This window comes from Prevotella sp. FD3004 (assembly GCF_000746155.1).
GTDB lineage: Bacteria > Bacteroidota > Bacteroidia > Bacteroidales > Bacteroidaceae > Prevotella.
The window spans coordinates 163687-188193 of sequence record NZ_KN050820.1; the positions used below are offsets into that span (position 1 = coordinate 163687).

The 24507-nt window shown below is 47.3% G+C and carries 18 protein-coding genes; 7 read left to right on the plus strand and 11 right to left on the minus strand.

Features of this window, described 5'->3' with window-relative positions; all coding sequences use genetic code 11:
- Positions 1 to 64: 64 nt before the first annotated feature.
- From T325_RS11245 to T325_RS11260, 4 genes are all read left to right on the plus strand, one after another.
- Complete coding sequence (locus tag T325_RS11245; protein ID WP_051949861.1) at positions 65 to 2584, plus strand: M1 family aminopeptidase; 2520 nt, start codon at positions 65 to 67, stop codon at positions 2582 to 2584.
- Between the two features lie 143 nt (positions 2585 to 2727).
- The gene (purL, locus tag T325_RS11250; RefSeq protein WP_036914029.1) at positions 2728 to 6435 is read left to right on the plus strand and encodes a phosphoribosylformylglycinamidine synthase; all 3708 of its coding nucleotides are present in this window, start codon (positions 2728 to 2730) and stop codon (positions 6433 to 6435) included.
- Positions 6432 to 6980 carry a chromate transporter gene (locus T325_RS11255; protein ID WP_036914031.1) on the plus strand — a complete coding sequence of 183 codons (549 nt, stop codon included), beginning with the start codon at positions 6432 to 6434 and terminating at the stop codon, positions 6978 to 6980. Before purL ends, T325_RS11255 begins: the two co-directional genes overlap by 4 nt.
- 5 nt (positions 6981 to 6985) lie before the next feature.
- Positions 6986 to 7561: a chromate transporter gene (locus T325_RS11260; RefSeq protein WP_036914034.1), complete on the plus strand. Its 576-nt coding sequence runs from the start codon at positions 6986 to 6988 to the stop codon at positions 7559 to 7561.
- Positions 7562 to 7571: 10 nt separating this feature from the next.
- Here the strand turns inward: T325_RS11260 and T325_RS11265 are convergent, their stop codons facing one another.
- Positions 7572 to 9281 carry a helix-turn-helix domain-containing protein gene (locus T325_RS11265; protein WP_036914037.1) on the minus strand — a complete coding sequence of 570 codons (1710 nt, stop codon included), beginning with the start codon at positions 9279 to 9281 and terminating at the stop codon, positions 7572 to 7574.
- 183 nt (positions 9282 to 9464) lie between these two features.
- Between T325_RS11265 and T325_RS11270 the strand changes: the two genes are divergently transcribed.
- The 3 genes from T325_RS11270 (at position 9465) to T325_RS11280 (ending at position 10926) form a co-directional block, all read left to right on the plus strand.
- The gene (locus T325_RS11270; protein WP_036914039.1) at positions 9465 to 9668 is read left to right on the plus strand and encodes a hypothetical protein; all 204 of its coding nucleotides are present in this window, start codon (positions 9465 to 9467) and stop codon (positions 9666 to 9668) included.
- A gap of 2 nt (positions 9669 to 9670) precedes the next feature.
- Complete coding sequence (locus tag T325_RS11275) at positions 9671 to 10273, plus strand: hypothetical protein (protein ID WP_143058330.1); 603 nt, start codon at positions 9671 to 9673, stop codon at positions 10271 to 10273.
- A gap of 176 nt (positions 10274 to 10449) precedes the next feature.
- Positions 10450 to 10926: a DUF6078 family protein gene (locus T325_RS11280; RefSeq protein ID WP_051949862.1), complete on the plus strand. Its 477-nt coding sequence runs from the start codon at positions 10450 to 10452 to the stop codon at positions 10924 to 10926.
- Positions 10927 to 11073: 147 nt separating this feature from the next.
- Here T325_RS11280 and pdxT read toward each other — a convergent pair whose 3' ends face one another.
- From pdxT to T325_RS11330, 10 genes are all read right to left on the minus strand, one after another.
- On the minus strand, positions 11074 to 11625 hold the full coding sequence (gene pdxT / locus T325_RS11285) for a pyridoxal 5'-phosphate synthase glutaminase subunit PdxT (protein WP_036914044.1): 552 nt from the start codon (positions 11623 to 11625) through the stop codon (positions 11074 to 11076).
- Positions 11626 to 12501, minus strand: a complete 876-nt coding sequence (gene pdxS / locus T325_RS11290; protein ID WP_036914047.1) for a pyridoxal 5'-phosphate synthase lyase subunit PdxS — start codon at positions 12499 to 12501, stop codon at positions 11626 to 11628.
- Between the two features lie 7 nt (positions 12502 to 12508).
- A complete protein-coding gene (locus T325_RS11295; RefSeq protein ID WP_036914049.1) occupies positions 12509 to 13405 on the minus strand; it encodes a bifunctional hydroxymethylpyrimidine kinase/phosphomethylpyrimidine kinase in 897 nt (298 codons plus the stop codon).
- An 83-nt stretch (positions 13406 to 13488) separates the two neighbouring features.
- A complete protein-coding gene (locus T325_RS11300; RefSeq protein WP_036914052.1) occupies positions 13489 to 15444 on the minus strand; it encodes a TonB-dependent receptor in 1956 nt (651 codons plus the stop codon).
- A 24-nt stretch (positions 15445 to 15468) separates the two neighbouring features.
- Positions 15469 to 16422 carry a FixH family protein gene (locus T325_RS12470; protein WP_051949863.1) on the minus strand — a complete coding sequence of 318 codons (954 nt, stop codon included), beginning with the start codon at positions 16420 to 16422 and terminating at the stop codon, positions 15469 to 15471.
- Positions 16422 to 17624 (minus strand): dicarboxylate/amino acid:cation symporter, encoded by a 1203-nt coding sequence (locus T325_RS11310; RefSeq protein ID WP_051949864.1) that lies wholly within the window; start codon positions 17622 to 17624, stop codon positions 16422 to 16424. The genes T325_RS12470 and T325_RS11310 overlap by 1 nt, the downstream gene beginning before the upstream one ends.
- 3 nt (positions 17625 to 17627) lie before the next feature.
- Positions 17628 to 18677: a uroporphyrinogen decarboxylase family protein gene (locus tag T325_RS11315; protein WP_036914055.1), complete on the minus strand. Its 1050-nt coding sequence runs from the start codon at positions 18675 to 18677 to the stop codon at positions 17628 to 17630.
- A gap of 20 nt (positions 18678 to 18697) precedes the next feature.
- Positions 18698 to 19777 carry a uroporphyrinogen decarboxylase family protein gene (locus T325_RS11320; RefSeq protein ID WP_036914058.1) on the minus strand — a complete coding sequence of 360 codons (1080 nt, stop codon included), beginning with the start codon at positions 19775 to 19777 and terminating at the stop codon, positions 18698 to 18700.
- Between the two features lie 42 nt (positions 19778 to 19819).
- Positions 19820 to 21391: a RagB/SusD family nutrient uptake outer membrane protein gene (locus tag T325_RS11325; protein ID WP_036914061.1), complete on the minus strand. Its 1572-nt coding sequence runs from the start codon at positions 21389 to 21391 to the stop codon at positions 19820 to 19822.
- A 13-nt stretch (positions 21392 to 21404) separates the two neighbouring features.
- Complete coding sequence (locus tag T325_RS11330) at positions 21405 to 24491, minus strand: SusC/RagA family TonB-linked outer membrane protein (protein ID WP_036914063.1); 3087 nt, start codon at positions 24489 to 24491, stop codon at positions 21405 to 21407.
- Between the last annotated feature and the right edge of the window lie 16 nt (positions 24492 to 24507).

The window sequence follows — 24507 nt, forward strand, 5'->3', positions numbered from 1 at the left end:
AATGGATTAATGCTTGTAATTAGATTTATTTTAATTAAATTTGCAGACAAAAACCAAATAACAGATGAAAAATATCAAAACACTACTCCTCACAGTATTCTGCATGACCGCATTTGGCGGCTCTGCACAACTTACCAAAGGCGTCACCAAAGACCTAGCCAACCAGCGTAAAGCAAACATCAGTAATGTCATTTACGACCTAACCTTCAACATCCCCGCAAATTCTCAGGACAAAGTTACGGGCAAGAATGTCATCACTTTCGACCTCAAGCAGAAGGCCGATGTCATACTTGACTTCCAAGGCGGGTTTAATGGAACATGTTATGTCATTACCAAAAAAGGCAAAAAAGAGAAACGCAAGTCTATTGTGGCTTCTTATCAGAATGAACACATCATTATTCCCAATAAACTGCTTGTAGAAGGTACAAATCGTATCGAGTTGAATTTTACCAGCCTTGACAAGGCTCTCAATCGCCATCAAGACTATATGTATACGCTTTTTGTACCCGACATGGCACGGTCATGCTTCCCATGCTTTGACCAACCCGACCTTCGAGCCAGATTCCTGACCGACATCAAAGCACCAACTGGTTGGAAGACAATGACCAGCGATCCATGCTGTCCTCTCCCAACCTACCTCTACTCTTTTGTTGCAGGCAACTACCAAGAGAAAATTGCTACCCGCGACGGACGTCCTATGCGTGCCTTATTCCGCGAAACCGACCCTGAAAAAGTCAAGCAACTTGACCAAGTGTTCGACGAGGCTGCCGCAGCATTAAAATGGATGGAGGGTTATACTGGCATCGCAAATCCCTTTGCAACCGAATACGGAGTCGTTATTCTTCCAGGCTATCAGTTTGGCGGAATGGAACATCCAGGTGCCATCCAACTCAGTGACCGACGTATTTTCCTTGATAAGAATGCCACTCAGGAAGAGTTGCTTAGTCGTACAGAACTCATCGCACACGAGACAGCCCACCTCTGGTTTGGCGACCTAGTCTCGTTGAAATGGTTTGAGGATGTATGGGCCAAAGAGGTCTTTGCCAATTTCATGGCGTCTAAAATCACACGCCGACAATATAATAAAGTTGACCACGAGCTAAACTTTATCAAAACCTATCAAGCCCGCGCCATTGCCATCGACCGCACAGAAGGCACTCACCCAATTGCCCAAGAACTTGGCAATCTTAACTGCGCCAGCTTGCTCTACGACAACATCATCTACGATAAGGCACCTGTTATGATGCGCATGCTTGAGAACATGATGGACGCCCCAACCATGCAAAAAGGACTACAGAACTACCTGGCGGAACATGCCTACAGTAACGCCTCTTGGGATGATCTCATTGATGCACTTAGCCAAGTAGCCCCCAAAGTCGGCGTACGTCAATTTAGTGATGTATGGGTAAAACAAAAAGGATTGCCAAACATTCACACCACTTACCGTGATGGCAAACTCATCGTTACTCAGACCGACCCTTATGGCCGTGGCCTCTGCTGGCCTCAGAAATTTGATATTAAACTGATTAACGAGTTGGGCGGTAGTCGAACCATAACTGTTGAAATGAATGAATCGCAAAAGTCATTCAACATTCCTCTCACGCCAGATTATATCATTCCGAATTACAGCGGTATGGGCTATGGAATCTTTACCCTTGACGACCATTATGCCAAAAAACTCCCCATGCGTCTGATTACGACCCGTAGTGACCTACACCGTTTCTGTTTGCTCCAGACCATTCATGAGAATTATCTGTTAGGAAAAATCCCTCCTTCTCATTTCGGTGAGCTATACCGTTTCATGATGAAAGAAAAGAATCCACTCATCATGTCAACAGGCGTAGACCAGATGTTCAAGATCTCTACTGACATGCCAATGTCTTCTCGCAAAACCCTTGAGCTCTGTATGATGGACTTGCTGGGCGAGAACAAAACGCAAGAATGCCGTCAATATATTCTCCACAAGCTATCAGCTAACGCCGTCTCTCCCGAAGTTCTTGACAAGATTAAGAAGATGTTCGACGCTCATAACGATCCTGCTTTCAGCGAACATGACTACATGGATATGGCTTATCGTCTTGCCATTGTGCGCCCAAGCCAACGTGAAGAGATCCTTAGTACAGAACGTGCGCGTTTGACAACACAGGAGCTGCGCGACGAGTTCGACTATGTAAGCCGTGCTTGCAATCCCGATGCCGATGCCCGTATCCAAGTATTCAATAGTTTATTAGCCCCCGAAGGCCGTCAGCATGAGCCATGGGCACTCCAGACACTTGCTTTGCTCAATTCTGACGTTTACGAGCCACAAAGCAACAGTTACATCATGCCAGCCCTTCAGTCGTTGCCTTACCTGCAGCAGACCAGCGGAATTTTCTTCCCAAGCAACTGGACAAAAGCCTTATTAAGCACCCATAAAAGTTCTGAGGCTGCTCAAGAGGTTGAGAAATTCCTTCAGACCGATAAGGCTTGTTCCGAGAACCTGAAGAACAAAGCTCGCGAGGCCTCATGGATTCTGATGAAGCAGATTCCTTACGTAGAACAAGCAAAGCCAAGTGTCACCTCAGTTAATAAGAAAGCTAAATAAATTCCCCTCTATCTAAAGAGAGTAATCACATTCCCAGCGCATTGCAAAATGTGCTGGGATTTTTTTATCTCAAATATATTTGGTCTTTTGCCGTTTTTTTAGTAATTTTGCCACCCAAAATAAAACTTAATAATATATAAGGTATGATACGCTTCTTTCAGACCCCACAGAAAACGGTGATAGCCACTGAGGTTGATCACGCACTGAGTGAACAGGAAATCAAGGAATTAAACTGGCTCTATGGCGATGCTACGCTGTTAGATGCCGAGCAACTGGAGGGCTACTATGTTGGTCCACGCCGCGAAATGGTGACACCATGGTCGACAAATGCCGTTGAGATTACACAGAATATGGGCCTCAGCGGCATTTCTCGTATAGAGGAATATTTTGCCGTAGACTCAAAGGATGCCGAGCACGACGAGATGTTGCAGCGTATGTATAATGGCCTGAATCAGGACATTTTTACCATTAACATTAAGCCAGAGCCAATTAAGTATGTGGATAATCTGGAGGAATATAACGAGCAGGAAGGTCTGGCTCTGAGCCCTGAGGAGATTGAGTATCTGCATGGACTAGAGAAAAAGAACGGTCGCCCTCTTACCGATTCAGAGATCTTCGGTTTTGCGCAGATTAACTCTGAGCACTGTCGTCATAAGATTTTTGGTGGTACATTTATCATTGATGGTAAGGAGATGGAGAGTTCGCTCTTTGCAATGATTAAGAAGACTACACAGGAGAATCCTAACAAGATTCTTTCGGCCTATAAGGATAATGTAGCTTTTGCGCAGGGTCCTGTGGTTGAGCAGTTTGCTCCAAAGGATCAGAGCACAAGCGACTATTTCCAGGTAAAAGATATCGAGAGTGTTATCTCGCTGAAGGCTGAGACACACAACTTCCCCACAACCGTAGAGCCTTTCAATGGAGCTGCTACAGGTACTGGTGGTGAAATCCGTGACCGTATGGGTGGTGGTGTAGGTTCATGGCCTATCGCTGGTACAGCTGTTTATATGACTGCTTATCCTCGTTTGACTGATGATGATAAGCTCACTCGCGATTGGGAGAGCATTCTGCCTGTTCGCCAGTGGCTGTATCAGACACCAGAGCAGATTCTAATCAAGGCTTCGAATGGTGCATCTGACTTCGGAAATAAGTTCGGTCAGCCACTGATTTGTGGTTCTGTACTTACCTTCGAACACCAGGAGCCAAACGATACCAAGTATGCTTACGATAAGGTTATCATGCTGGCTGGTGGTGTTGGTTATGGTACTAAGCGTGACTGCCTGAAGAAAGAGCCTCAGAAGGGTAACAAGGTGGTAGTAGTAGGTGGTGATAACTACCGTATCGGTCTTGGTGGTGGCTCTGTATCATCAGTTGATACAGGTCGCTATAGCAACGGTATCGAGTTGAATGCTGTTCAGCGTGCTAACCCTGAGATGCAGAAGCGTGCCTACAACCTGGTTCGTGCCCTCTGTGAGGAGGATGTGAACCCCGTTGTTTCAATTCACGACCATGGTTCAGCCGGTCACCTCAACTGTCTCTCTGAGCTTGTTGAGGAGTGCGGTGGTGAGATTGATATGACCAAGTTGCCTATCGGCGATAAGACTCTGAGCTCTAAGGAAATTATTGCTAACGAGAGTCAGGAGCGTATGGGCTTGCTCATCGACGAGAAGCATATCGAACACGTACGTAAGATTGCTGAGCGCGAGCGTGCTCCACTGTATGTAGTTGGTGAGACTACTGGCGATGCTCACTTCTCTTTCAAGCAGGGTGATGGTGTAAAACCATTCGATTTGGATGTGGCACAGATGTTTGGTCACTCACCAAAGACTATTATGAAGGATAATACTGTAGAGCGTCACTATGCTGACGTTACCTACAGTCAGGATAAGATTAACGAGTACCTCGACCGTGTGCTCCAGCTGGAGGCTGTGGCTTGTAAGGACTGGTTGACTAACAAGGTCGACCGTTCGGTTACAGGTAAGATTGCACGTCAGCAGTGTCAGGGTGAGATTCAGTTGCCTCTGAGCGACTGTGGTGTTGTAGCCCTCGACTATCGTGGTGTTAAGGGTATCGCCACAGCGCTTGGTCATGCACCTCAGGCTGGTCTGGCTGATCCTGCTGCTGGTTCAGTACTCTCTGTAGCAGAGGCTCTCACAAACATCGTATGGGCCCCACTCGCTGAGGGTATGGATTCACTCTCACTCTCAGCTAACTGGATGTGGCCTTGCCGCTCTCAAGAGGGTGAAGATGCCCGTCTGTATGCTGGTGTAAAGGCTCTGAGCGATTTCTGCTGCGACCTGCACATCAACGTGCCAACAGGAAAGGACTCACTGTCGCTCTCTCAACAGTATCCTAACGGCGAGAAGATCATCTCTCCAGGAACAGTAATTGTATCTGCTGGTGGTGAGGTCTCTGACATTAAGAAGGTGGTAAGCCCCGTATTGGTTAACGATAAGAATGCATCACTCTATCATATTGACTTCTCGTTCGACGAGCAGCGCCTTGGTGGTTCTGCCTTCGCTCAGAGTCTGGGTAAGGTAGGCAACGATGTTCCTACTGTTAAGAACGCAGAGTACTTTGCCGATGCATTTATGGCTGTTCAGGAGATGATTAACCGTGGTTGGATTATGGCTGGTCACGATATCTCTGCTGGTGGTTTGATTACTACTCTGCTTGAGATGTGTTTCGCTAACCAGAAGGGTGGTATGCATATCAACCTGCACGACATCTGTGCCGATGGCGATGTTGTTAAGACTCTCTTCGCAGAGAACCCAGGTGTAGTTATCGAGGTAAGCGATGAGTACAAGCAGGAGTTCAAGGACTTCATGGAGGAGCAGGGTGTTGGCTATGCTAAGATTGGTTATCCTGTTGAGGATGCCCGCACCATCGCAGTTAAGGCTGGTGATGTAGAGCATACATTCGACATCGATGCACTCCGTGATACATGGTATAAGACTTCTTACCTGCTCGACCGCAAGCAGAGCTTCAATGGTAAGGCTGCTGAGCGCTTCGCTAACTATAAGAAGCAGCCTATCGAGATGCAGTTCAACAAGGACTTCACAGGTAAGCTCGCTCAGTATGGTATCTCTGCCGATCGTCGTCAGGCTTCTGGCATCAAGGCTGCCATCATTCGTGAGAAGGGTACCAACGGTGAGCGCGAGATGGCTTACTGCTTGTATCTGGCCGGTTTTGATGTGAAGGACGTAATGATGACTGACCTGATTTCTGGTCGCGAGACACTCGAGGATATCAACATGATTGTATTCTGTGGCGGATTCTCTAACTCCGACGTACTTGGTTCGGCTAAGGGTTGGGCTGGTGCCTTCCTCTTCAATCCTAAGGCCAAGGAGGCACTTGATAAGTTCTATGCCCGCGAGGATACTCTCTCATTAGGTATCTGTAACGGTTGTCAGTTGATGGTTGAGCTCGGTCTGACTGGCGCTAAGGGCGCTAAGATGCTGCACAACGACTCTCATAAGTTTGAAAGTGAGTTCATCTCACTGAGCATTCCTCATAACAACTCTGTCATGTTCGGCTCATTGAGTGGCAACAAGCTCGGTTTGTGGGTTGCTCACGGAGAGGGTAAGTTCTCACTGCCCGAGGCTGAGAGTGCTTACAACGTGATTGCTAAGTACAACTACGCAGGCTATCCTGCTAATCCTAACGGATCCGACTATAACGTAGCAGGTATCTGCTCTGCCGATGGTCGTCATCTCTGCATGATGCCTCACTTGGAGCGAGCCGTATTCCCATGGCAGAACGCCTGGTATCCTGCCAATCGTCGTCAGGATGAGGTAACCCCATGGATTGAAGCCTTCGTCAATGCCCGTAAATGGATCGAACAGCGATGAACATTTACTGGGAATCATTTAAGACCTTCTTTAAGATTGGCATATTCACCCTCGGTGGTGGATATGCCATGATTCCTTTGATAGAAGAAGAGGTGGTGAACAAGAAAAAATGGGTGTCGAAGGACGAGATGCTCGACCTGATAGCCGTCGCCCAGAGTTGTCCGGGTGTCTTCGCCATCAATATCGCCACCTTCATCGGCTATAAGTTGCGCAAGACACGTGGTGCCATCGCCACAACCATCGGCACAGCACTGCCCTCTTTTCTGATCATCCTTGCCATCGCGATGTTCTTCAGTCAGTTTAAGGATAATCCCTATGTGGCTGCCATCTTCCGAGGCATACGTCCTGCGGTAGTGGCATTGATAGCCGTACCAACGTTTCGTCTTGGTCAGCGTGCCCAACTTAATCGCTACACTATCTGGATTCCCATCGCCTGCGCTCTAACAATTTGGGGCCTAGGCGTTTCACCTATTTACATTATAATCATCGCTGCTATCGGTGGCTATATCTACGGGAAGTTAAGTAATCAAAAGTTAAGTAGTTAAGCCAAATGATATTTCTCAGTCTATTCATCACATTCTTCGAGATTGGCCTTTTCGGCTTTGGTGGAGGCTATGGCATGCTATCACTTATCCAACACGAGACAGTAGAGACACACCATTGGCTCTCTACGGCTGAGTTTACCGATATCGTAGCTATCTCACAGATGACACCTGGTCCTATCGGTATCAATTCAGCTACTTACTGCGGATACACAGCCATTCATAATGCAGGTTATAGTCATCTGATGGCCATCCTCGGTAGTGCCACAGCGACTTTCGCACTGGTACTCCCCTCGCTCATTCTGATGATTCTGATTAGCAAGATGTTCATGAAGTATATGAACACCCCATTGGTGCAATCGATCTTTATAGGTCTGCGCCCTGCCGTCGTAGGATTACTCGCTGCAGCCACCCTATTGCTCTGCAACAAGGAGAATTTTTCCACACCAACAGAGACTCCGTGGCAGTTCTGTATCAGTTGCGTCCTTTTCATAGCTACTGCTTTCGGAACAGGCTATCTAAAAATCAATCCCATCCGTATGATATGCTATGCCGCTTTTGCAGGATTGCTACTGCTCCACTAATAAAGGGCAACTATCCTTCATTTTTCTTTTCCTGTGCTATTTTACGATACTCTGATGGTGTCATTTTGAACTTCTCACGGAAGAGTGTGTTAAAATGACTGCGGCTAGAGAAGCCGCTTTCTTCGATAATGAGACCAACGGTATCACTAGTGGTAGCCACTAACTGAGCAGCATGACGGATGCGCCAATCATCGAGGAAATCTCCGATGGTCTGTCCATCTGTACACTCACGGATAACAGATGCCACAACATTATAGTTTGTAGCAAGCATCTGGGCCAGTGTCTCACGGTTCAGTTCACTATCAGTATAAGGCTGTTGATCACGCATCAGGTGACAGATACGGTTGTAGAGTTGCTGTGATGGGCTCAAGGTGGCCTCGGGAAGGCGATCTAGTGCTTCCTGTCGCTTGTCAGCCTGTTGTATCATCTGCTGCACAGTATCGAACAACTGGCGGTTTTTCTCCTGTAGTCGGCGATGAGCCAAAGTGATACGCCACAAGAATATTATGCAAGCCACCAAAAATACCACAAGAGCTAATATTATAATAAGGTGTAATCGAGCTTTGGCCTCCTTGTCCTTCAGTTCTAGCTCCTTCTCCTGTGTTTTCATCTGTTGTGCATATTTCAACGTTTCCTGCTGACGCTCACGCTGTACCAGACTATCATTAATCACACTAAAACGGTCGAGCACCTGATAGGCTTCATGGTAGCGGCCTATCTCATTGAGTCCACGGGCATATAAGGCCAGCAAACTGACATAATTCTGGGATATGGTATCCCCTTTCTCCCTATAATAAGGCTCCAACTGGTCATAAATCTGCTGAATACGAGCGGCATTTCCAGAAGATGCGTAATAAAACAGAATATCGTCTTGGTTACCAGGCTGTTGTCCTGCCTGTGTCTGCTCAAATGCCGCAGCCATGCGTTGAGCTCTCTCCTTATCTCCTGTCATATACAGACAATATGCCATAACAGGATAAGTATACGCCCGTTGCTGATCTATCCATCCAGCAGGGGCTGTAGAGTATTCCTTTTCGATGCGCTCGATGACCAACAGCCGTTCTTCTAGCAAAGAGATAGCATCAGCATATTTTTTTTCCTCAGCATAGATACGTGCCATCTGACCAAGGTTTGAAGAAAACATTGGTAGAGGGGCTATACTATTTCGAGCGGCCTTACGATAAAGCTCTAATGAGCTATTCATATAGGCAATGCCGCTACCTTGCTGTAGTCGTTCCATCATGGTCCCCGCATTGAAATAGAATTCCGCCTCTTCCATCAGACGATTTGCCTTGTGAGCCATCTCGGCACCTTTAATAGCATAGCGCACTGCGTCCTGATATTTTTCAGGAGTCTTCTGGAAAACTGACACTAGCAATGAAATTATCTTTATCCTCTGCAAGCTGTCGACGACGGGATTCTGGTTGTTAAGCACCCGTAGACAGTAATCGCGAGCTTTATCCAAATCTTCCATCGTTGGCGAACCATAGTATATCTGTGCCCGCATATAGTTGGCGTAGTTCACATCAGCCACCCCACGCATTTCAGATGTATCAATCAGTCTAAGCGCTAGTTCCGGCTCTTCCATAAGATACTTGCGTATATTCTCCCATTGGTAGATGCTGTCAGCATCCGACAACACATTACCGTTTCCGCGACCGCCAGTACATCCAATAGCCATCGCTGCAACAATCAAGAATACAAAAAGATATTTCTTCATCGGTTGAATAACTTTGTTTGGGTACAAAGATACAGCTTTTTCTGATAAAATATGCATAAAATGTTTCATTTTTGTTTCAAAATGTAATTTGTGCGCCCAGAATACAAGCTTGTGCGCCGTGAGAACACCTCTTTCGCAGGCTTTGCTTACCTTTGCCGGCGAAAATCAAAACGGCAAACAGATATGGAAGTATCATTCATCATTGCAGTAGCATGTGCCACAGTTCTAATGCTTATCTTCATTGGCTTGGCAGTGGCAGTGGCTTATTACCGCTGGCGCACCACCGAACTGATGACTGGCATCAGTGCTTTCATCAGAAAGAACTGGGAGATAGAACAGCAGATAGAACAATTAGAGAAAAAAATCAGAAATATTAATCAGCTATAAGTATGAGAAAGATTCTTATGACGCTCGCAGCCGTCGTTTGCTGCGCAATGGTTTTATCAGTGTTCACTGCCTATGGTAATAAAGAGGAATCTGCGACGTCAGAGACTTCAAAAGACTCAATGGCAGTTGTGATCAACCTCGATTCCATTGTCATCAAGCCATATCTGGCATTTGGTTCAACACTCACCGACGTAGAGAAATACATGACGGAGAACTTTGCCGATTTCGCTATCGTAAATGCCAACGCCCTGATACGCATAGACAAGGAAGGCGACATATGCTACGGAAGGTATTATAACAAAGGGAATCGTCAAATCAGGTTCCACTTCAGCTACGACGATGGCAATGACTTCTTCTACTGCGCCTATGATTATTTCTTCCCGGTACCATTGGAATCTGTGATATCCGAGCTAAAGCGCAATGGCTTCGTAAACAAAGGTGAAGTCAGGTTTGAGGACTATAATGCCGATATTTGCTACCTTTTTCTCTCTGCCAACGAGACCATCGAGGTTTTGCTCTTCTCATGGAAGAAAGACGGCGGCAGCTGGTCTATCAGTTTTCAGCCCACCGACATGAATGATCTGAATCATCTTATTGTAAAATAACATATGGAGATTAATTCACCGATTGATTGTTTCTTATCCTATATACGAATTTTAGAGTCGAATCGGATTTTCTTCCTCATGTGTTTTTTACAGCCAAAAATTTGGGAATCACTTATTTTTTCAGTATCTTTGCAATCTCTAACCAACTATAAAGTTAAACATTAAAAAGATACAAAATGAACGAGACTAAAGACATTATTTCACACGACGATGAGTTTGATTATTCAGCAGTTCCTAGCTGGTATCCCCTGTGTTTCAACACAGGCTGTCCGCTTAGCGGGAACTGTATGCACTATTTCGCTGGCGCCCATGCGCCGGAAACTTTGGAGACATGCCGCTGCGTGCTACCCCACACACTGAAAAATGGCCACTGCCGCTGGTTCGACAAGGTTAAGGTGATGACGATGGCCGTTGGTTTCTCACATCTTTACGACAACGTGCTGAAGAGCGACTTCACCAGTATGCGCAAGACCATCACTGCGTATTTGCATGGCGTTAAGTTCTACTACCAGTACATGCGAGGCGAGCGTCCGCTTACTCCCGCTCAGCAACAGGGTATCCGAGATATCATCAAGTCTTACGGCTATGATTGGGACGTACCTTTTGATGGCTATCACAAAGCCTACTGTTTCGGCAATCCCCCCACAGATTAGAAAGAGACGTCATTTCCCGCTGTTTCCCCTGTTAGAAAACGCTGTTTTCCCTATTGGAAAATGGTATTTCCTCACCGAGAAAACAACGGTTTCCAACCGAGAAAACAGCGTTAACCCTTATTTTAAGCACACAAAGCATAATCATCTTCACCGGCTCAAGGATTTCAGGAAGTACTGGTGTATCCGTATATCGTCATCCAACTCTGGATGGAAAGCGGTCGCTATCTGATTGCCCTGGCGTGCTGCCACGATATGGCCGCCGACTTCGGCTATCGGCTGACAATCGGCCGACAGCACCTCCTCGATATACGGCGCACGGATAAAAGTCATTGGCACATCGCTGCCAATACCCTCCACACTATCTGTGGTGTGGAAACTGCCGAGTTGTCGGCCATAGGCATTACGACGCACACGGATGTCCATAGTACCAAGATAATCCTTTGAGAGAAGTATCATACCAGCACAAGTGCCGAAGACAGGCAGTCCACCGAGGATGGCCTGGCGGATAGGCTCCAGTAGCCCCAGCTCGCGGAGCAAGCGCATCTGCACCGTACTCTCGCCTCCTGGTAGAATGAGCCCGTCTTTGGGCTGCTGCCAATCGCTCAGCTGCCGTACCTCAAAAGTCTCAGCTCCCAAACGATGGAGCATCTGCTCATGTTCTATGAAGGCCCCTTGCAGGGCCAGTACTGCAACTCTCATTTATTTTCCGCGTTCAGCCATTAAGAGTTCTATCTCCTGTTCATTGATTCCCACCATAGCTTCGCCGAGATCCTCGCTGAGCTCGGCCAGCATCTTGGCATCCTGATAGTTGGTCACGGCCTTCACGATGGCAGCGGCACGCTTGCGGGGATTACCGCTCTTAAAGATACCACTGCCCACAAATACGCCCTCAGCACCCAACTGCATCATCAGCGCGGCATCGGCAGGTGTAGCCACGCCGCCCGCGGCGAAGTTTACGACAGGCAGTTTGCCATTGTCATGAACAAAGCGTACCAGTTCATAAGGTGCCTGCAACTGCTTGGCAGCCTCATAGAGTTCGTCTTCGCTCATCGATACCAGTCGGCGAATCTCACTCTGCATCAGTCGCATGTGGCTTACGGCCTGCACGACGTCACCCGTACCGGGCTCACCCTTGGTGCGGATCATCGTGGCGCCCTCAGCAATACGGCGTAGCGCCTCGCCCAGATTCTTGGCACCGCAGACAAATGGCACGTCGAACTTGGTTTTATCGATGTGATAGATGTTATCGGCAGGACTGAGCACCTCGCTCTCGTCGATATAATCGATCTCGATGGCCTGCAGAATCTGAGCCTCTGCGATATGGCCGATACGGCACTTAGCCATCACTGGGATACTGACCGCTTCCTGAATGCCACGAATCATCTTCGGGTCGCTCATACGGCTCACACCACCCGCTGCACGGATATCGGCAGGAATGCGTTCAAGTGCCATAACTGCACAGGCACCAGCCTCTTCGGCAATCTTGGCCTGTTCGGGAGTAGTCACATCCATTATCACACCACCCTTCAGCATCTGAGCCAACTGGCGGTTTAAATCACGTCTTTCGTTTGTCATTTTTATATTACTGCTTTTGTTGTTGAAATTCTGTAGGTGAGACCCCTTTCCGTTTCTTAAAGAAGCGCGAGAGGTGGGCCTGCGATGAGAATCCCAGCCATCGGGCAACGTCTTTCAGCGGTTTGTTGGTTGTGGTTATCAAGGTGGCTATCTCGTTGGCGATGCGCTCATCGATAATGGCCTTGGGCGAGCGGTCGGCGATGCGCCGCGTGACCTGTCCTAAATAACGAGGACTCACGTTGAGCTGTTCGGCATAGAAAGCCACGTCGGCGTAACGGTTGAAATAATGCTCTACGGCGTCGAGAAACTGGTTATAAAGCTCTTCGCTGCGACTATTGCCATCGGCATATTCGGCGGGGAGTTGCTTCAGATAGGCCTGGGCATGGAGCATGGCATCGTTCACCTTCTCGTCGAGACTCAGATAGTAAGCCAATGCCGAAGCCAACTGGTTGGCATGACCATGACGACGAGGACCAATAGGCAGGTCGCCCGGTGCCAGTACCACAGTACACATTGGCATCAACAATCGTTCGATGGCTTCATAGACACGAGGTTCAACCAACCGTTCTCCCTTGGTTGATGTCAGTACCGGCGCATAGATGATATGGCGTGGCTTATGACGTTGCAACACCTCGGCCAGCATCTCGACGACATCAATGCGGCGTAGCAAGCCTATCTTGACAACTTGCGGCTCAAGGTCATTGATGATAGCCTCAACTTGCTGACGTACCACTGCTACGGGCAGGTCGTGGAACTCCTGAATACCCAGTGTGTTCTGTACCGTAATAGAGGTTATGACCGATGCTGCAGTACCACCCAGCTCGTGGATAAGCTGGATATCGGCCTGTACGCCAGAGCCTCCTGTGCCGTCGCTACCTGTTATCGTCAGTATCGCTTTGTTCATGGGTGCAAAGGAAATAAAATCCCCCGACATAGCCAAATATTATTCCTCTTATGATAAAAAAAACTGCAATTTGGCAAAACAAATTACAGTTCATACGACAAATTAAAATAGAGATTCCGCCCCTTCTGTGGTATATTGTTCCAGTCGGCATAAGTGGCATAAAGGCGGTTGAACACGTTCTCCACACCGCCACATAGGGCGAACCGGGCATAGCGGTATTGGGCAGAGAGATTGCAGATGGCCCAAGCCACAGTGAGCGTCTCACCATATTTAGCTGCATAATTTGACTGACGGGCATGACCTTTCAGCTCGGCTTGTAATTGCAAAGTCTTGTATGTATAGCCTATACGTGCCGAATAATTAAAAGGGGCGATAAGAGGCAAAGCGTCGTCCTCGTCGTCGCGCCCTAAGGCCCAACCCATAGAGCCCTCAAAATCAATGCGGCGCGAGATCCGCCACCGACTGGTGAGCGATGCATTGGCAATGGTGGCACGACTGAGATTGGCATATACCTTGACTCCCTCGGCACCAATAGTCATCGCACTGAGTCGCGGTTCAGAAACACCTATTATATAATTGGAAAAGGAAAAGACACTCGCATCGGCAGTCAGCGAGAAGTCCCCTGTTGGCAGCCATCTGACAGTTGCATTGGCTTCAACAGCCGACTCGTTACTAAGGCGTGGATTGCCGATATAATCATATTGGTCGAAGGTGTTGTTGAGGTAATAGCCATATGCCTCTGTGACGGTTGGCGCCCTACTGCCCCAGCCCATGCCAACTGACAACTGCCAATGGTCGGGATGCCAGTTGTAGCTGGCAGCGATACGCCCAGTGAACTGATGATAGTAATCTAACATACCAGGAAAGAAAACCTTCAATGCCTCATAGCCCTCCTTGTCACGAAGCGTCTGCTGCTGCCAAGCCAACTTAGCAGACACGTAGAGAGACTGGCGGTGAGGTAAAGTGATGTCATCAGAAACGGCCACACCCGTGTTCAGCGTACGGACATCAGGCCATGTGACCATATACATCGGAGCCGCACCGCCAGGATACATCGTCATGTCGGCAAACAATCGGTTATAGTAGCCATCGGCATTGAATTGAAACCCGTGCTGACCAACCACACCAGATAGCAGACTATAGAAACCCGCAGTTGTGCTACGACCTGGCATATCCATGTGGATAAGCACATCAGGCCGATGGGTATCGTCCATCTCGTGAATGATATGATTATAGTAGATCTTAGTCTCCCACGAATCGAACAGGCCTTCGGCCCACGTGTGCCGGTAAGCGAGGGAGGTGATGAAGGCATCGGCCCGCTTGACATCCATCGCTAAAGCAGGATAGCCCACATCGCCAGCATGATCGACAATGAGTACACCTTCGAGGATATCACGATTGGTAAGGCGATAGCCCAGATTGCTAAAAGCATTCAACTTATGAAATTGTGAGAATGGCAGCACATCGCCACGACCCGTCTTATAGTTATCGGCATGACGATAGAATACGCCACCATTTATATAGAAGCGTTGGGAGGACCAAGCTGCATCAGCGCCGTACACCTGTAAATGACCGTTGAGCTCATAACCAGCCATTGAGCTAAGGTGAAAGGAATCGGCATCAAACCCAGCCTTGCGGAGACGCAGGTCGAGCGCACCGCCGATGTTGCCTGTGGCCTGTGGATTACCATTGAGACCAGAGTTGAGACTGATGCTTTGCAGGTTTCCGCTCTCCACATAGCTCGTCACAGGATCCATCTTGTCTGTACATGCATAGAATATCTTCATGCCATCAATGGTGGTTGAAACACGTTCCGTCGGCATATTGTTGACCATCGGCTCCCATGCATAAGAACCACGCCGTACAAGCGACACATGCGACAATTGCGACAGATGCTCATCGATAGATGCCACTTGTCCCTTGACCGAACGCTTCCCACCCTGCCGATTCGACACTACCACCACCTCGTCGAGATGACGAGGCTGGCTGATGGTAGTATCGGCCAACAAAGGGATAGCTAATAATAACAGTCTAAGCATACAGATACTAATATTAACAGATTATCAGAGGGTTACGTCCCAATAGAGTGAGCTGAAGCCATCTTTCAGATTATCACCTCCAGCCACAATGTTTCCTTTTACATCTTTTACCGTAAGGTGGATGCGCCACAGACCTGTCATGGTGAGATTGATCTTGCCACGATAACTGCCATCAGTTTGGAGTGTGAGTGCTGCATTGTCTGGCGAGGTATGGTGTCCCATGTCGGGCATGCGAGGATCAATGTCAATGACAAACTGCTCTGTGGCCAACTCATAAGGATCAGTGCCTGTCAGGCTCTTCACCGATATGTAGGCCTGTATCTCGTTGCTGCCAGTAATCCAGTCGGCAGGGTTAACCAGCGACAGATAGTAGGTGTTACCACCAATTTTGAACGACTTGAGCCACTCCTGACCAACAGGCAGGCCATCCACCTTGACTTCCGTAGGACCGACGCCTCCTTTCTGCCCCAAGACATTGGCATCATAGGCCAGTGTCCAATAGCCTGCATCGCTGGTCGGCATCAACAGTGATATCCAACCTTGTTTGACGGCAGTGAAGTTGGAGTTAAAACTCTTGACGATACCCGATATGGGCGTGCTGTGCTGCATCTTCATCTTGGTCATGTACATGAGTGGTTTAAAGTTACTCACTGTAAACTCTTTGATATAATTGCCTGTTGTGAGTTTAGTGGCCACGAAGTACAAATCATTATAGCCCGTGTGGAGACTACCAGTACGAGTATATACAGAGACACGATACTTGCTATCAATCTCGGCCGTGAGCTCAGGGACAACCTTCACGGTCTGAAGGAAATTATATATCTGAATAGCTTCCTCGGCTGAACAGCAGTCTGCATCGCCATCAATGGTGATGCCAGGAATATCGATTCCCTTCTGCACACCATCGTCGTTGCTATTACATGAGGTAACGGTTATAAAAAAAACTGTTACGAGAATTAAATATATTACTTTTTTCATTATTCTTCTGTTTTTGGTGAAAGCTTTTTATTTACTATAGCAGCTACACAAGAGTCGGACCATACATTTTCTGCGGTCTCTATCATATCAATGATAGTGTAGATAGGCAGGATAATACCCAAGATGGCAATAGGAGCACCAATACCCGACATGAGTGAAAGGGTAAGGAAATAACAGCCCATAGGTACACCTGCATTACCAACTGCCGACACCACTGATATAAGAATCCATAGCAGGATAGTCGTCCATGTGAGAGGCGTACCTCCATTCTGCATCACAAAGAGCGAGGTGACGAGGATAAACGCTGCGCAACCATTCATATTAATAGTAGTACAGATGGGAAGCACAAAGCGAGCCACATTCTTCTTAATCCCCAACCGATTCTCTGCTGTATCCATTGTAACAGGCAGAGTGGCTGCACTACTCTTCGTGAAAAGCGCCATCAGTACGGCAGGCGTCATTCTACCCAGCACATGGATAGGATTCAATCCACGTGCCAACAGGAACAGTGGTAACACCACAAAGAACTGAAGGACATTACCGCCCAGTACCACCAGCACATATTTACCGATGGAATCGGCCACCACGCCTGCCGACAACTGAGCCGACAACTGAGCCGAGAAGGCTACGATACCTAAAGGCAGTGTCCATATGAGACCACGGATAAGCAGGAAGAGCAGTTCCTGAAGTCCAAGCAGGCCTTTGACTACAATCGTCTTATTTTCTGATTCGGGCAACTTAGACAGTCCTATGCCAATGGCAAAAGCCAACAAAAGCAAAGAAAGTACATTGCCTTCAAGGAATGGTTTGACGATGTTGTTAGGAATGACGCTAATGATATGGTCGAAGTAAGACAGCTGAGGCGCCTGCTCCACAGACTGCTCACCTTGAATGAGGGTGTCAACAGGCAGATTCCCTGGTGCAACAAGCACAAAGAGGACGGCTCCCACAGCAGCAGCGGCAAAAGTTGTCAACAACGTGTAGGTCAGCGTATGACCGAAAATTCTGCCTGAACCCTTAGAACCAAACGTGGCAAAGGTGGTGATAACTGCCAGTACGATGGTTGGGACAGCTAACAACTGAAACAACCGCGTATAGACTGTGGCTACAAAAGTCATCACCTCGTCGAGCCACTGAAGGCCTAACAATCCTAAAATGGCGCCCACGATAAGGGCGCCAATCCATAATATAGTATTCTTCATCAATTACTTCTTATGTGTCTGACGCCAAGTATGGGCGTAATCAATGACTGCACGGAGTTTCTCCCAATCGGTTTCGCCAGGAACAGTACAATCAGCACCAAGGATAAAGTTGGGTGATGCATTCTCCAACACTTTATCAACCTCGGCCTTGGCCTCTTCTATTGAACCGCTGGCGATAACTCCCAAACGTTCCAGGCCACCGAAGATAGGACGCCCAAAACGCTGCTGCGCTTCCTTTAAGTTGAGTGTCGAGCCATCAGAGAACTTTAGAGGAACATTGATGATACTTGTGGGGTAATCGGCAAAATCATACAAAGCCTCAGCATTCTTGAAGGGTGTACCATAATCACAGATATGCAGGATATTGATAATTCCAATCTCGTTGGCAACCTCTGATACATGCTTATCCCATTGACGAACCTGTTCTTTCCAGACTTTTGGTGAAAGTGAGTTACCATCGCCACCCTGACTTGATACATAGAAACCATCGGCACCATGTTTACGCGCTGAACGCAGATAGTTCTCTATGCTCAGCGACAGGTTCTTTATGGCCTGTCCGAAGGCCTTTGGATCCTCCTCGATGAGTTTCTTTAAGTCCTTGCCACGCCCCAAAGTCTGGTGTGCAAGTGCCAAGGGGGAATAAACAGTGGGCAGGATAAAAGCCTCGTCGCCGAACTCACGGGCCAGATCCTCGATAACAGCTACCTGAGGAGCAAAGAAATCCTCGCCATAAACAGGAACTTTAGCCCAATCTTTTCCAGACTTAATATCGATTTGTGGTACAGATATCTCATAGAAGACCTTCACAAAATCCATGTTGGTGGCACGATAGAAATCTTTATGATCCTGCACAGCCTTACGACCTAATTTGTTCTCAAAGTGCAGGAAGAAAGCTGCTGGCACATAGTCGTTGGGGCGACTCTGATCGAGCACCTGTAAAATACGCTCGCGGCTGTTAACCTTAGAGGTTGCTACTGACTGGGCAAGAACTGCCTGATTAGAAATTGTGGCCAGAGCGATAACGGCCAAAGTTGATTTTATAATCTGTTTCATTTATTCTTTTTTTTTATTCATTACAACTTGTGAGTCTGGCGCCATGAATGAACATAGTCTACTAAGGCACGGAGCTTCTCTGGGTCTGAGTCATTGGGCACAGAATCGTCGGCACCAAGAACGAAATTAGCTGGTGCATTACGCAGTATCTCATCTACTTCAGCCTTAGCCTCTTCAAGAGTTCCTGTATATATTTTGCTCTGACGTGGCAGACCGCCAAGAACAGGGCGATTGAAAAGCTTGGCTACTTGTTTAGTACTCAGTGCCTTGCCCTTGAACTCATGATAAGGCACATTGACAATACTGCCAGGATAATCGACATAATCGTTAAATGAGTCCGCTGTAAAATGACCACCGCCCTCGCAAACATGGAGAATATTGAATGGAGCAACCTCGTTGGCAGCATCAGACACCTGTTTGTCGTAAGGCTTGATGAGCTCACGGAAGAGCTTACCACCAAAAGAGTCGATGTCACCACCCTGACTTGAGAGATAGAATCCATCTGCACCAGCCTTGCGAGCCTCACGGATATAATATACCAAACTCTTGGTAAGAGCCTCAAGGGCAGGCTTCACAGCCTCAGGATCCTTCTTGATGATTTCAAACAGTTTCTGCTTGGCTGCCTTAGGATCGCTGGCTGCCCAAGTACCAGCAGCCTGATTCAGGAGAGCCAGAGGGGAATAAACGGTGGGGATGATGAAAGCCTCGCTCTTCAACTCACGAGCCAGTTCACGTACCACCTGGATTTGCTCTACCCACTGCTCGGGCTTTACCTGTAGGATCTTCTTCCAATCGGCAGGACTATTGATTTCCACCTGCTGAGGTACGAATTCATATTTGACGTTTACAAAATCAACATGAGTAGCACGGAACCAGTCTATGTGCGATTTCACAGCACCATAGCCGAACTTGTCGGGGAAATGGACATTGAAGAACACGGGAACATAGTCGTTGGGGCGACTCTGATCAAGTACCTGCAACAGCAATTCACGCTTGTTGTAGTTATCATAACTCTGTGCTGAAACATTTGCACTGAATGTGGTTGCTGCCACCACTGTGAGCAGCAGGCTGCGGAAAGTTTTCTTACTAATTGTTTTCATAATTTCTTTTTTTGTTTAATATTCTATATTTCATTCATTTTCTTATTCGAAAGTGCTATCGTATGGGCCGTCACCACTTTCACCGCTATACCCCCAATTCTGCGTCAGGTTGGGATTGAGAATCAGCTGATCCTGAGGCAGAGGCAGCAGATAGTTACGTTTTGATACGTTCTGTATCTTGAGAGGCTCTGAAGCAGGAGCATTAGCCTTGACGTGCTTTACGAGGATATGCCAGCGAACGAGGTCGAACCAACGCTGTCCCTCAAGGATAAACTCCTTCCAGCGCTCATCGCGTACAGCCTGTCGGAACTGCTCCTGAGTAAGGCCTGAGAGCTCAAGCGGAGAGCCATCCGAAGGTGTATTCTGGATGTTGAGATACGGACTCCAATAGGCACGACGTCGTATCTGGTTAATAGCATCGTAGGCTGCGGCAGTAGGACCATTGAGTTCGTTTTCGGCCTCGGCTTTGATGAGCAACACTTCTCCGTATCGAATCACTACCGAGTTTGTTGACTGACCTGCAGCATTACCTGATGAAGCTGGATTGGCGAAATTGAGTGAATCGATATATTTACGGAAGCGAGGGATGGTGAATACGAAATCGGTGCCAGTGTTAGGGTTGATGATAGTCTTGGCCCACGAGCCGTTTCGACGTTGATCCTTAGGGTCCATTTCCAGATAATAACGATCGCTGGTGGCTATCAACACAGGTTCGGTATCACTCCAGTTGGTGGCAAAGGTACAATGGCCTGTGGTATTGCCATTAACAGTGCGGTCGTGCTCGAAGGTGAAGATATGCTCCGGACCGTTCTTCTTATCAACCGACCAATTGTCGATGAACTTGTTGAGTAGATGGAACTTACCTGAGTCGATAACCTTCTGGGCATAATCTGATGCCAGTTGAAGGTATTTATTCTTGTTGGCTTTGCCTTGTTCACTACTGGTCTGTGCCCATACGAGATAGACTTTAGAGAGCAATGCCGATGCAGCTAGTGAAGAAGCCTTGCTGTCGCGTGTGGAATAGTTGGCGGGCAACTGCTCAGCAGCCGCAAAGTCAGCAACAATCTGTTCGTATACCTCGTCTACAGTATTACGTGGAACCCCTTCCCCCTCACCATCATGAAGCACTATGGGTACACCACCGAAGTATCGCACGAGGTTAAAGTAAGAATAAGCTCTGAGGAAACGGGCTTCGTTGATGTAGTTCTGCTTCGACTGCTCATCAAGCCAGGAAGCTGCTGTGGCCTTATCAATCACAACGTTGGCACGATTGATGGCAGTATAGTGCGCCTCCCATGCGTTCACTACAAAAAGATTGGTGGGCTGAACAGCGAAATTGGCAACCTCACGGATATGGGCAGAATTTGTCTGGGCTCCTGCACGTACATAGTCTGTCTGCAAATCGTTTAGATAAATGGTCTGATTATTCCAGACGCCATACATGCCGTTAACCGTAAATTCCTGATAGATACCATTAATCGCTGTCTCTATATCATTTTTACTCTGATAGAAATTATCCTTGTCTATTGAGCTAATGGATGTTTGGTCTAGGTCTGCGCAACTGCTCAGCAGAATGATAGTAACAAGACCTAATATATATTGAATCTTTCTCATATTACTTGTCTGATTAAAAGTTTAAGTTAATTCCAACAAGGATAGTCTTGGCGGTAGGATAAGCACCATAGTCAACACCCTGATAGAGAGCACTAGTCTCGTCGATACCATTGCGGTTTGACTCAGGATCATAGCCATTATAACCCGTAATGGTGAAGAAGTTCTGCAGCGATACATAAAGACGGACCTTTGTATCAGGAGTAATCTGTTTTAAGGGCAGTGTATAACCCAACTGGATGTTACGGAACTTCAGATAAGAGGCATCCTCAACGAAGCGGTCGTCAGCGTAGATTGAGGTAGCAGTGGCAGCCTTCTGAATGGTGTTGCTGGGATTAGTAGGGGTCCAACGATTGGCAACCTCGGCCAATGGATTATAGTAGTAACCATTACCACGATCCAGACGACAAGCAAGTGCATTAAAAAGTTTGTTTCCATAACTGCCGCTCAAACTCAAGAAAAAGTCGAAGTTCTTATACGTCACCTTGGTATTGAAGCCATAAGTAAACTTAGGCTGGATGTTGCCCAAAACAACACGATCTTGCTCGTTAACAACACCATCTTCATTGATATCTTCGAACTTAGGGTTACCAGGTTCAACAACAGATATTGTTTGGCTAGGCAACTTGGTCAGGTTTTCATCGGCCTGAATAATGCCTTTGAAACGATAACCATAGAAGGTGCCGAGAGGTTCACCTACTTTCACAATCAGCGGGTCGATATATGAAAGGGTTGCAGTATTAAAACTGGGAACAAAATAATCTGAATTACCAAGATCAGTTACCTCATTCTTGTTATGAGCGATATTGGCATTCACATTCCACTTCAAATCCTTTTTATCAACCAACACACCACCGATTTCAAATTCTATACCTTTATTGGCCACACTACCGATATTGCGTAAAACTGTGGAGAATCCCGTAACCTGTTCTACAGGCACATCGAGTAGCAGGTCGCTAGTCTTCTTATAGTAGACATCGAGAGTGGCAGTAAGCCGATTCTTAAAGAATCCTGTGCTGAGCCCAATATTATATGAACTAGTTGTCTCCCACTTCAAATCGGGATTCGACTTGTTTTCAATAATGTAACTGGTGGCTTTCTGACCATCGATGACAACAGTACGTGGCACCACATTGGCTGCAAACTGATAATCACCAATCTCCTGATTACCAACAGTACCAATAGAGGCTCGCAACTGGATAAAATCGACCTTCTTGCTGAGATGCAACCATTTCTCACGGTCAATATTCCACGAAACGCCTAGTGAAGGGAACAAGCCCCAGCGATGGTTCTTTGCAAAACGACTACTACCATCGGCGCGGAAAGTAAGTGAGGCATTGTAGCGCGAATCATAGCTATAGTTTACACGACTAATCCATGACTGAAGTGTCGAGATATAATGGCTGCTCTTTGAGGGCAGAGTGGTAGCTGCAGCACCTAGATTATCATAGCCTGTTGCATCGTTACTGAAGCCGTAGGCTGTAGTAGCGAAACTGCTACGATCGGTTTGCTGAGCGGTGTATCCAGCCAGAACAGTGAGTGAGTGTACGCGACTGAACACATTACTATAAGTAGCGGTATATTCTGTTTGCCATGTATTGGTTTTGGTCTGTCCAACAGAAGCATAACCACTATTGGCGATACCACCTGTGGTATATGAGGGTGCATAATAATTCTGTCGGGTGTTAGACAGGTCGGCACCCAGACTGGCCTTGAGCTTAAGCTGAGGGATGACACTCCACTCTATAAAGCCACTACCGATGACACGGGTATTCTCTGTCTCTGACTTGGTGTTCAACAGGTCACTAATAGGGTTACCCACCTTGCCATTGTAGATATCAACACTGGTAGGAGTGGGATCGTAGTTAAATGACCCATCTGCATTATATATAGATGTATAAGGTGTATGTGAAATAACGGCAAACCACGTATTTGGAGCAAACATGCTGTTAGTATTCTCCACACCCGTCACCTTGTTATAGGCAGCATTGGCGTTCACGCCGATTAGAACATTCTTAAAAATGTTGCGTTCATAGTTGACGCGGCCAGCATAACGGGTGAGTCCTGTACCCTTTACGATACCATCCTGACTTTTATAGCTTCCACTGATGCTATAGCGAGATAACTCATCACCACCAACTGCTGAAACCTGATGCTCCTGCTGGAATCCTGTACGCAAGGCTTCATCCTGCCAATCGTAAGTCTGAGTGGGCGTATCAAGGCCATAACCAATCTCGCCATTCTGATAGAGTTCATTCCAGATATCAGCCCACTGCCATGCATCAAGGAATTTCAGTTTTTTTCTTATTTGGCTCCAGCCGAAGGTGGCATTATAACTGATATTATTACGACCATGAGAACCTTTCTTTGTTGTGATGATAATCACACCATTGGCACCACGGGTACCGTAGATGGCTGTGGCCGATACATCCTTGAGGACTTCGATGCTCTCGATATCGCTGGGATTGAGGAAAGCCAAAGGGTCGAGTGTGGCGTCACTGCCTTTGGCACCAGTACGGTTAGACGAGGCGTCGTTATAAACAATGAGTCCATCAATAACATAGAGAGGCTCATTACCACCAGTGATACTGTTACCTCCACGAATGCGGATGATGCTGGCCGCACCAGGCTGGCCGCTGGTAGTGGTGACATTCAGACCAGCCACTGCTCCCTGCAGAGCACCTTCTACTGAGGTGTTCGACTGACGAAGCAGGTCATCGCCTACTGATGAGATACTGCTCGTCAACTCAAGGCGTTTCTGGGCACCATAACCAACGACGACCACTTCGTTCAATCTACTTGCATTATCAACCAATGTTATCTCAACAGGCTCCTCGAAATCATAGACGTCTACGTCAAGAGCACGATAGCCAACATATTCAACACGCAGGGTGAGAGGGGTTTCTACTTTTGTCTGAAGCGAAAAATTACCATCGACATCTGTAACGACGCCCTTACCCTTATCACTTTTCACAATCACCGATGCTCCTATCAGCGACTCGCCTGTACGGCCATCGGCGACATGACCCGTGACAATATTTTGAGCAATTGCCAACAAGGGGCTGATTGCAACAAATGCTGCAACTAACAATCTTTTTACCATAAGTATAATTCCTAAA

What these genes read in the sequence shown, in the direction of transcription:
- T325_RS11245 (WP_051949861.1), top strand. Translation starts at nt 65, where the DNA reads ATGAAAAATATCAAAACACTACTCCTCACAGTATTCTGCATGACCGCA.
- purL (WP_036914029.1), top strand. Translation starts at nt 2,728, where the DNA reads ATGATACGCTTCTTTCAGACCCCACAGAAAACGGTGATAGCCACTGAG.
- T325_RS11255 (WP_036914031.1), top strand. Translation starts at nt 6,432, where the DNA reads ATGAACATTTACTGGGAATCATTTAAGACCTTCTTTAAGATTGGCATA.
- T325_RS11260 (WP_036914034.1), top strand. Translation starts at nt 6,986, where the DNA reads ATGATATTTCTCAGTCTATTCATCACATTCTTCGAGATTGGCCTTTTC.
- T325_RS11265 (WP_036914037.1), bottom strand. Translation starts at nt 9,281, where the DNA reads ATGAAGAAATATCTTTTTGTATTCTTGATTGTTGCAGCGATGGCTATT.
- T325_RS11270 (WP_036914039.1), top strand. Translation starts at nt 9,465, where the DNA reads ATGGAAGTATCATTCATCATTGCAGTAGCATGTGCCACAGTTCTAATG.
- T325_RS11275 (WP_143058330.1), top strand. Translation starts at nt 9,671, where the DNA reads ATGAGAAAGATTCTTATGACGCTCGCAGCCGTCGTTTGCTGCGCAATG.
- T325_RS11280 (WP_051949862.1), top strand. Translation starts at nt 10,450, where the DNA reads ATGAACGAGACTAAAGACATTATTTCACACGACGATGAGTTTGATTAT.
- pdxT (WP_036914044.1), bottom strand. Translation starts at nt 11,625, where the DNA reads ATGAGAGTTGCAGTACTGGCCCTGCAAGGGGCCTTCATAGAACATGAG.
- pdxS (WP_036914047.1), bottom strand. Translation starts at nt 12,501, where the DNA reads ATGACAAACGAAAGACGTGATTTAAACCGCCAGTTGGCTCAGATGCTG.
- T325_RS11295 (WP_036914049.1), bottom strand. Translation starts at nt 13,405, where the DNA reads ATGAACAAAGCGATACTGACGATAACAGGTAGCGACGGCACAGGAGGC.
- T325_RS11300 (WP_036914052.1), bottom strand. Translation starts at nt 15,444, where the DNA reads ATGCTTAGACTGTTATTATTAGCTATCCCTTTGTTGGCCGATACTACC.
- T325_RS12470 (WP_051949863.1), bottom strand. Translation starts at nt 16,422, where the DNA reads ATGAAAAAAGTAATATATTTAATTCTCGTAACAGTTTTTTTTATAACC.
- T325_RS11310 (WP_051949864.1), bottom strand. Translation starts at nt 17,624, where the DNA reads ATGAAGAATACTATATTATGGATTGGCGCCCTTATCGTGGGCGCCATT.
- T325_RS11315 (WP_036914055.1), bottom strand. Translation starts at nt 18,677, where the DNA reads ATGAAACAGATTATAAAATCAACTTTGGCCGTTATCGCTCTGGCCACA.
- T325_RS11320 (WP_036914058.1), bottom strand. Translation starts at nt 19,777, where the DNA reads ATGAAAACAATTAGTAAGAAAACTTTCCGCAGCCTGCTGCTCACAGTG.
- T325_RS11325 (WP_036914061.1), bottom strand. Translation starts at nt 21,391, where the DNA reads ATGAGAAAGATTCAATATATATTAGGTCTTGTTACTATCATTCTGCTG.
- T325_RS11330 (WP_036914063.1), bottom strand. Translation starts at nt 24,491, where the DNA reads ATGGTAAAAAGATTGTTAGTTGCAGCATTTGTTGCAATCAGCCCCTTG.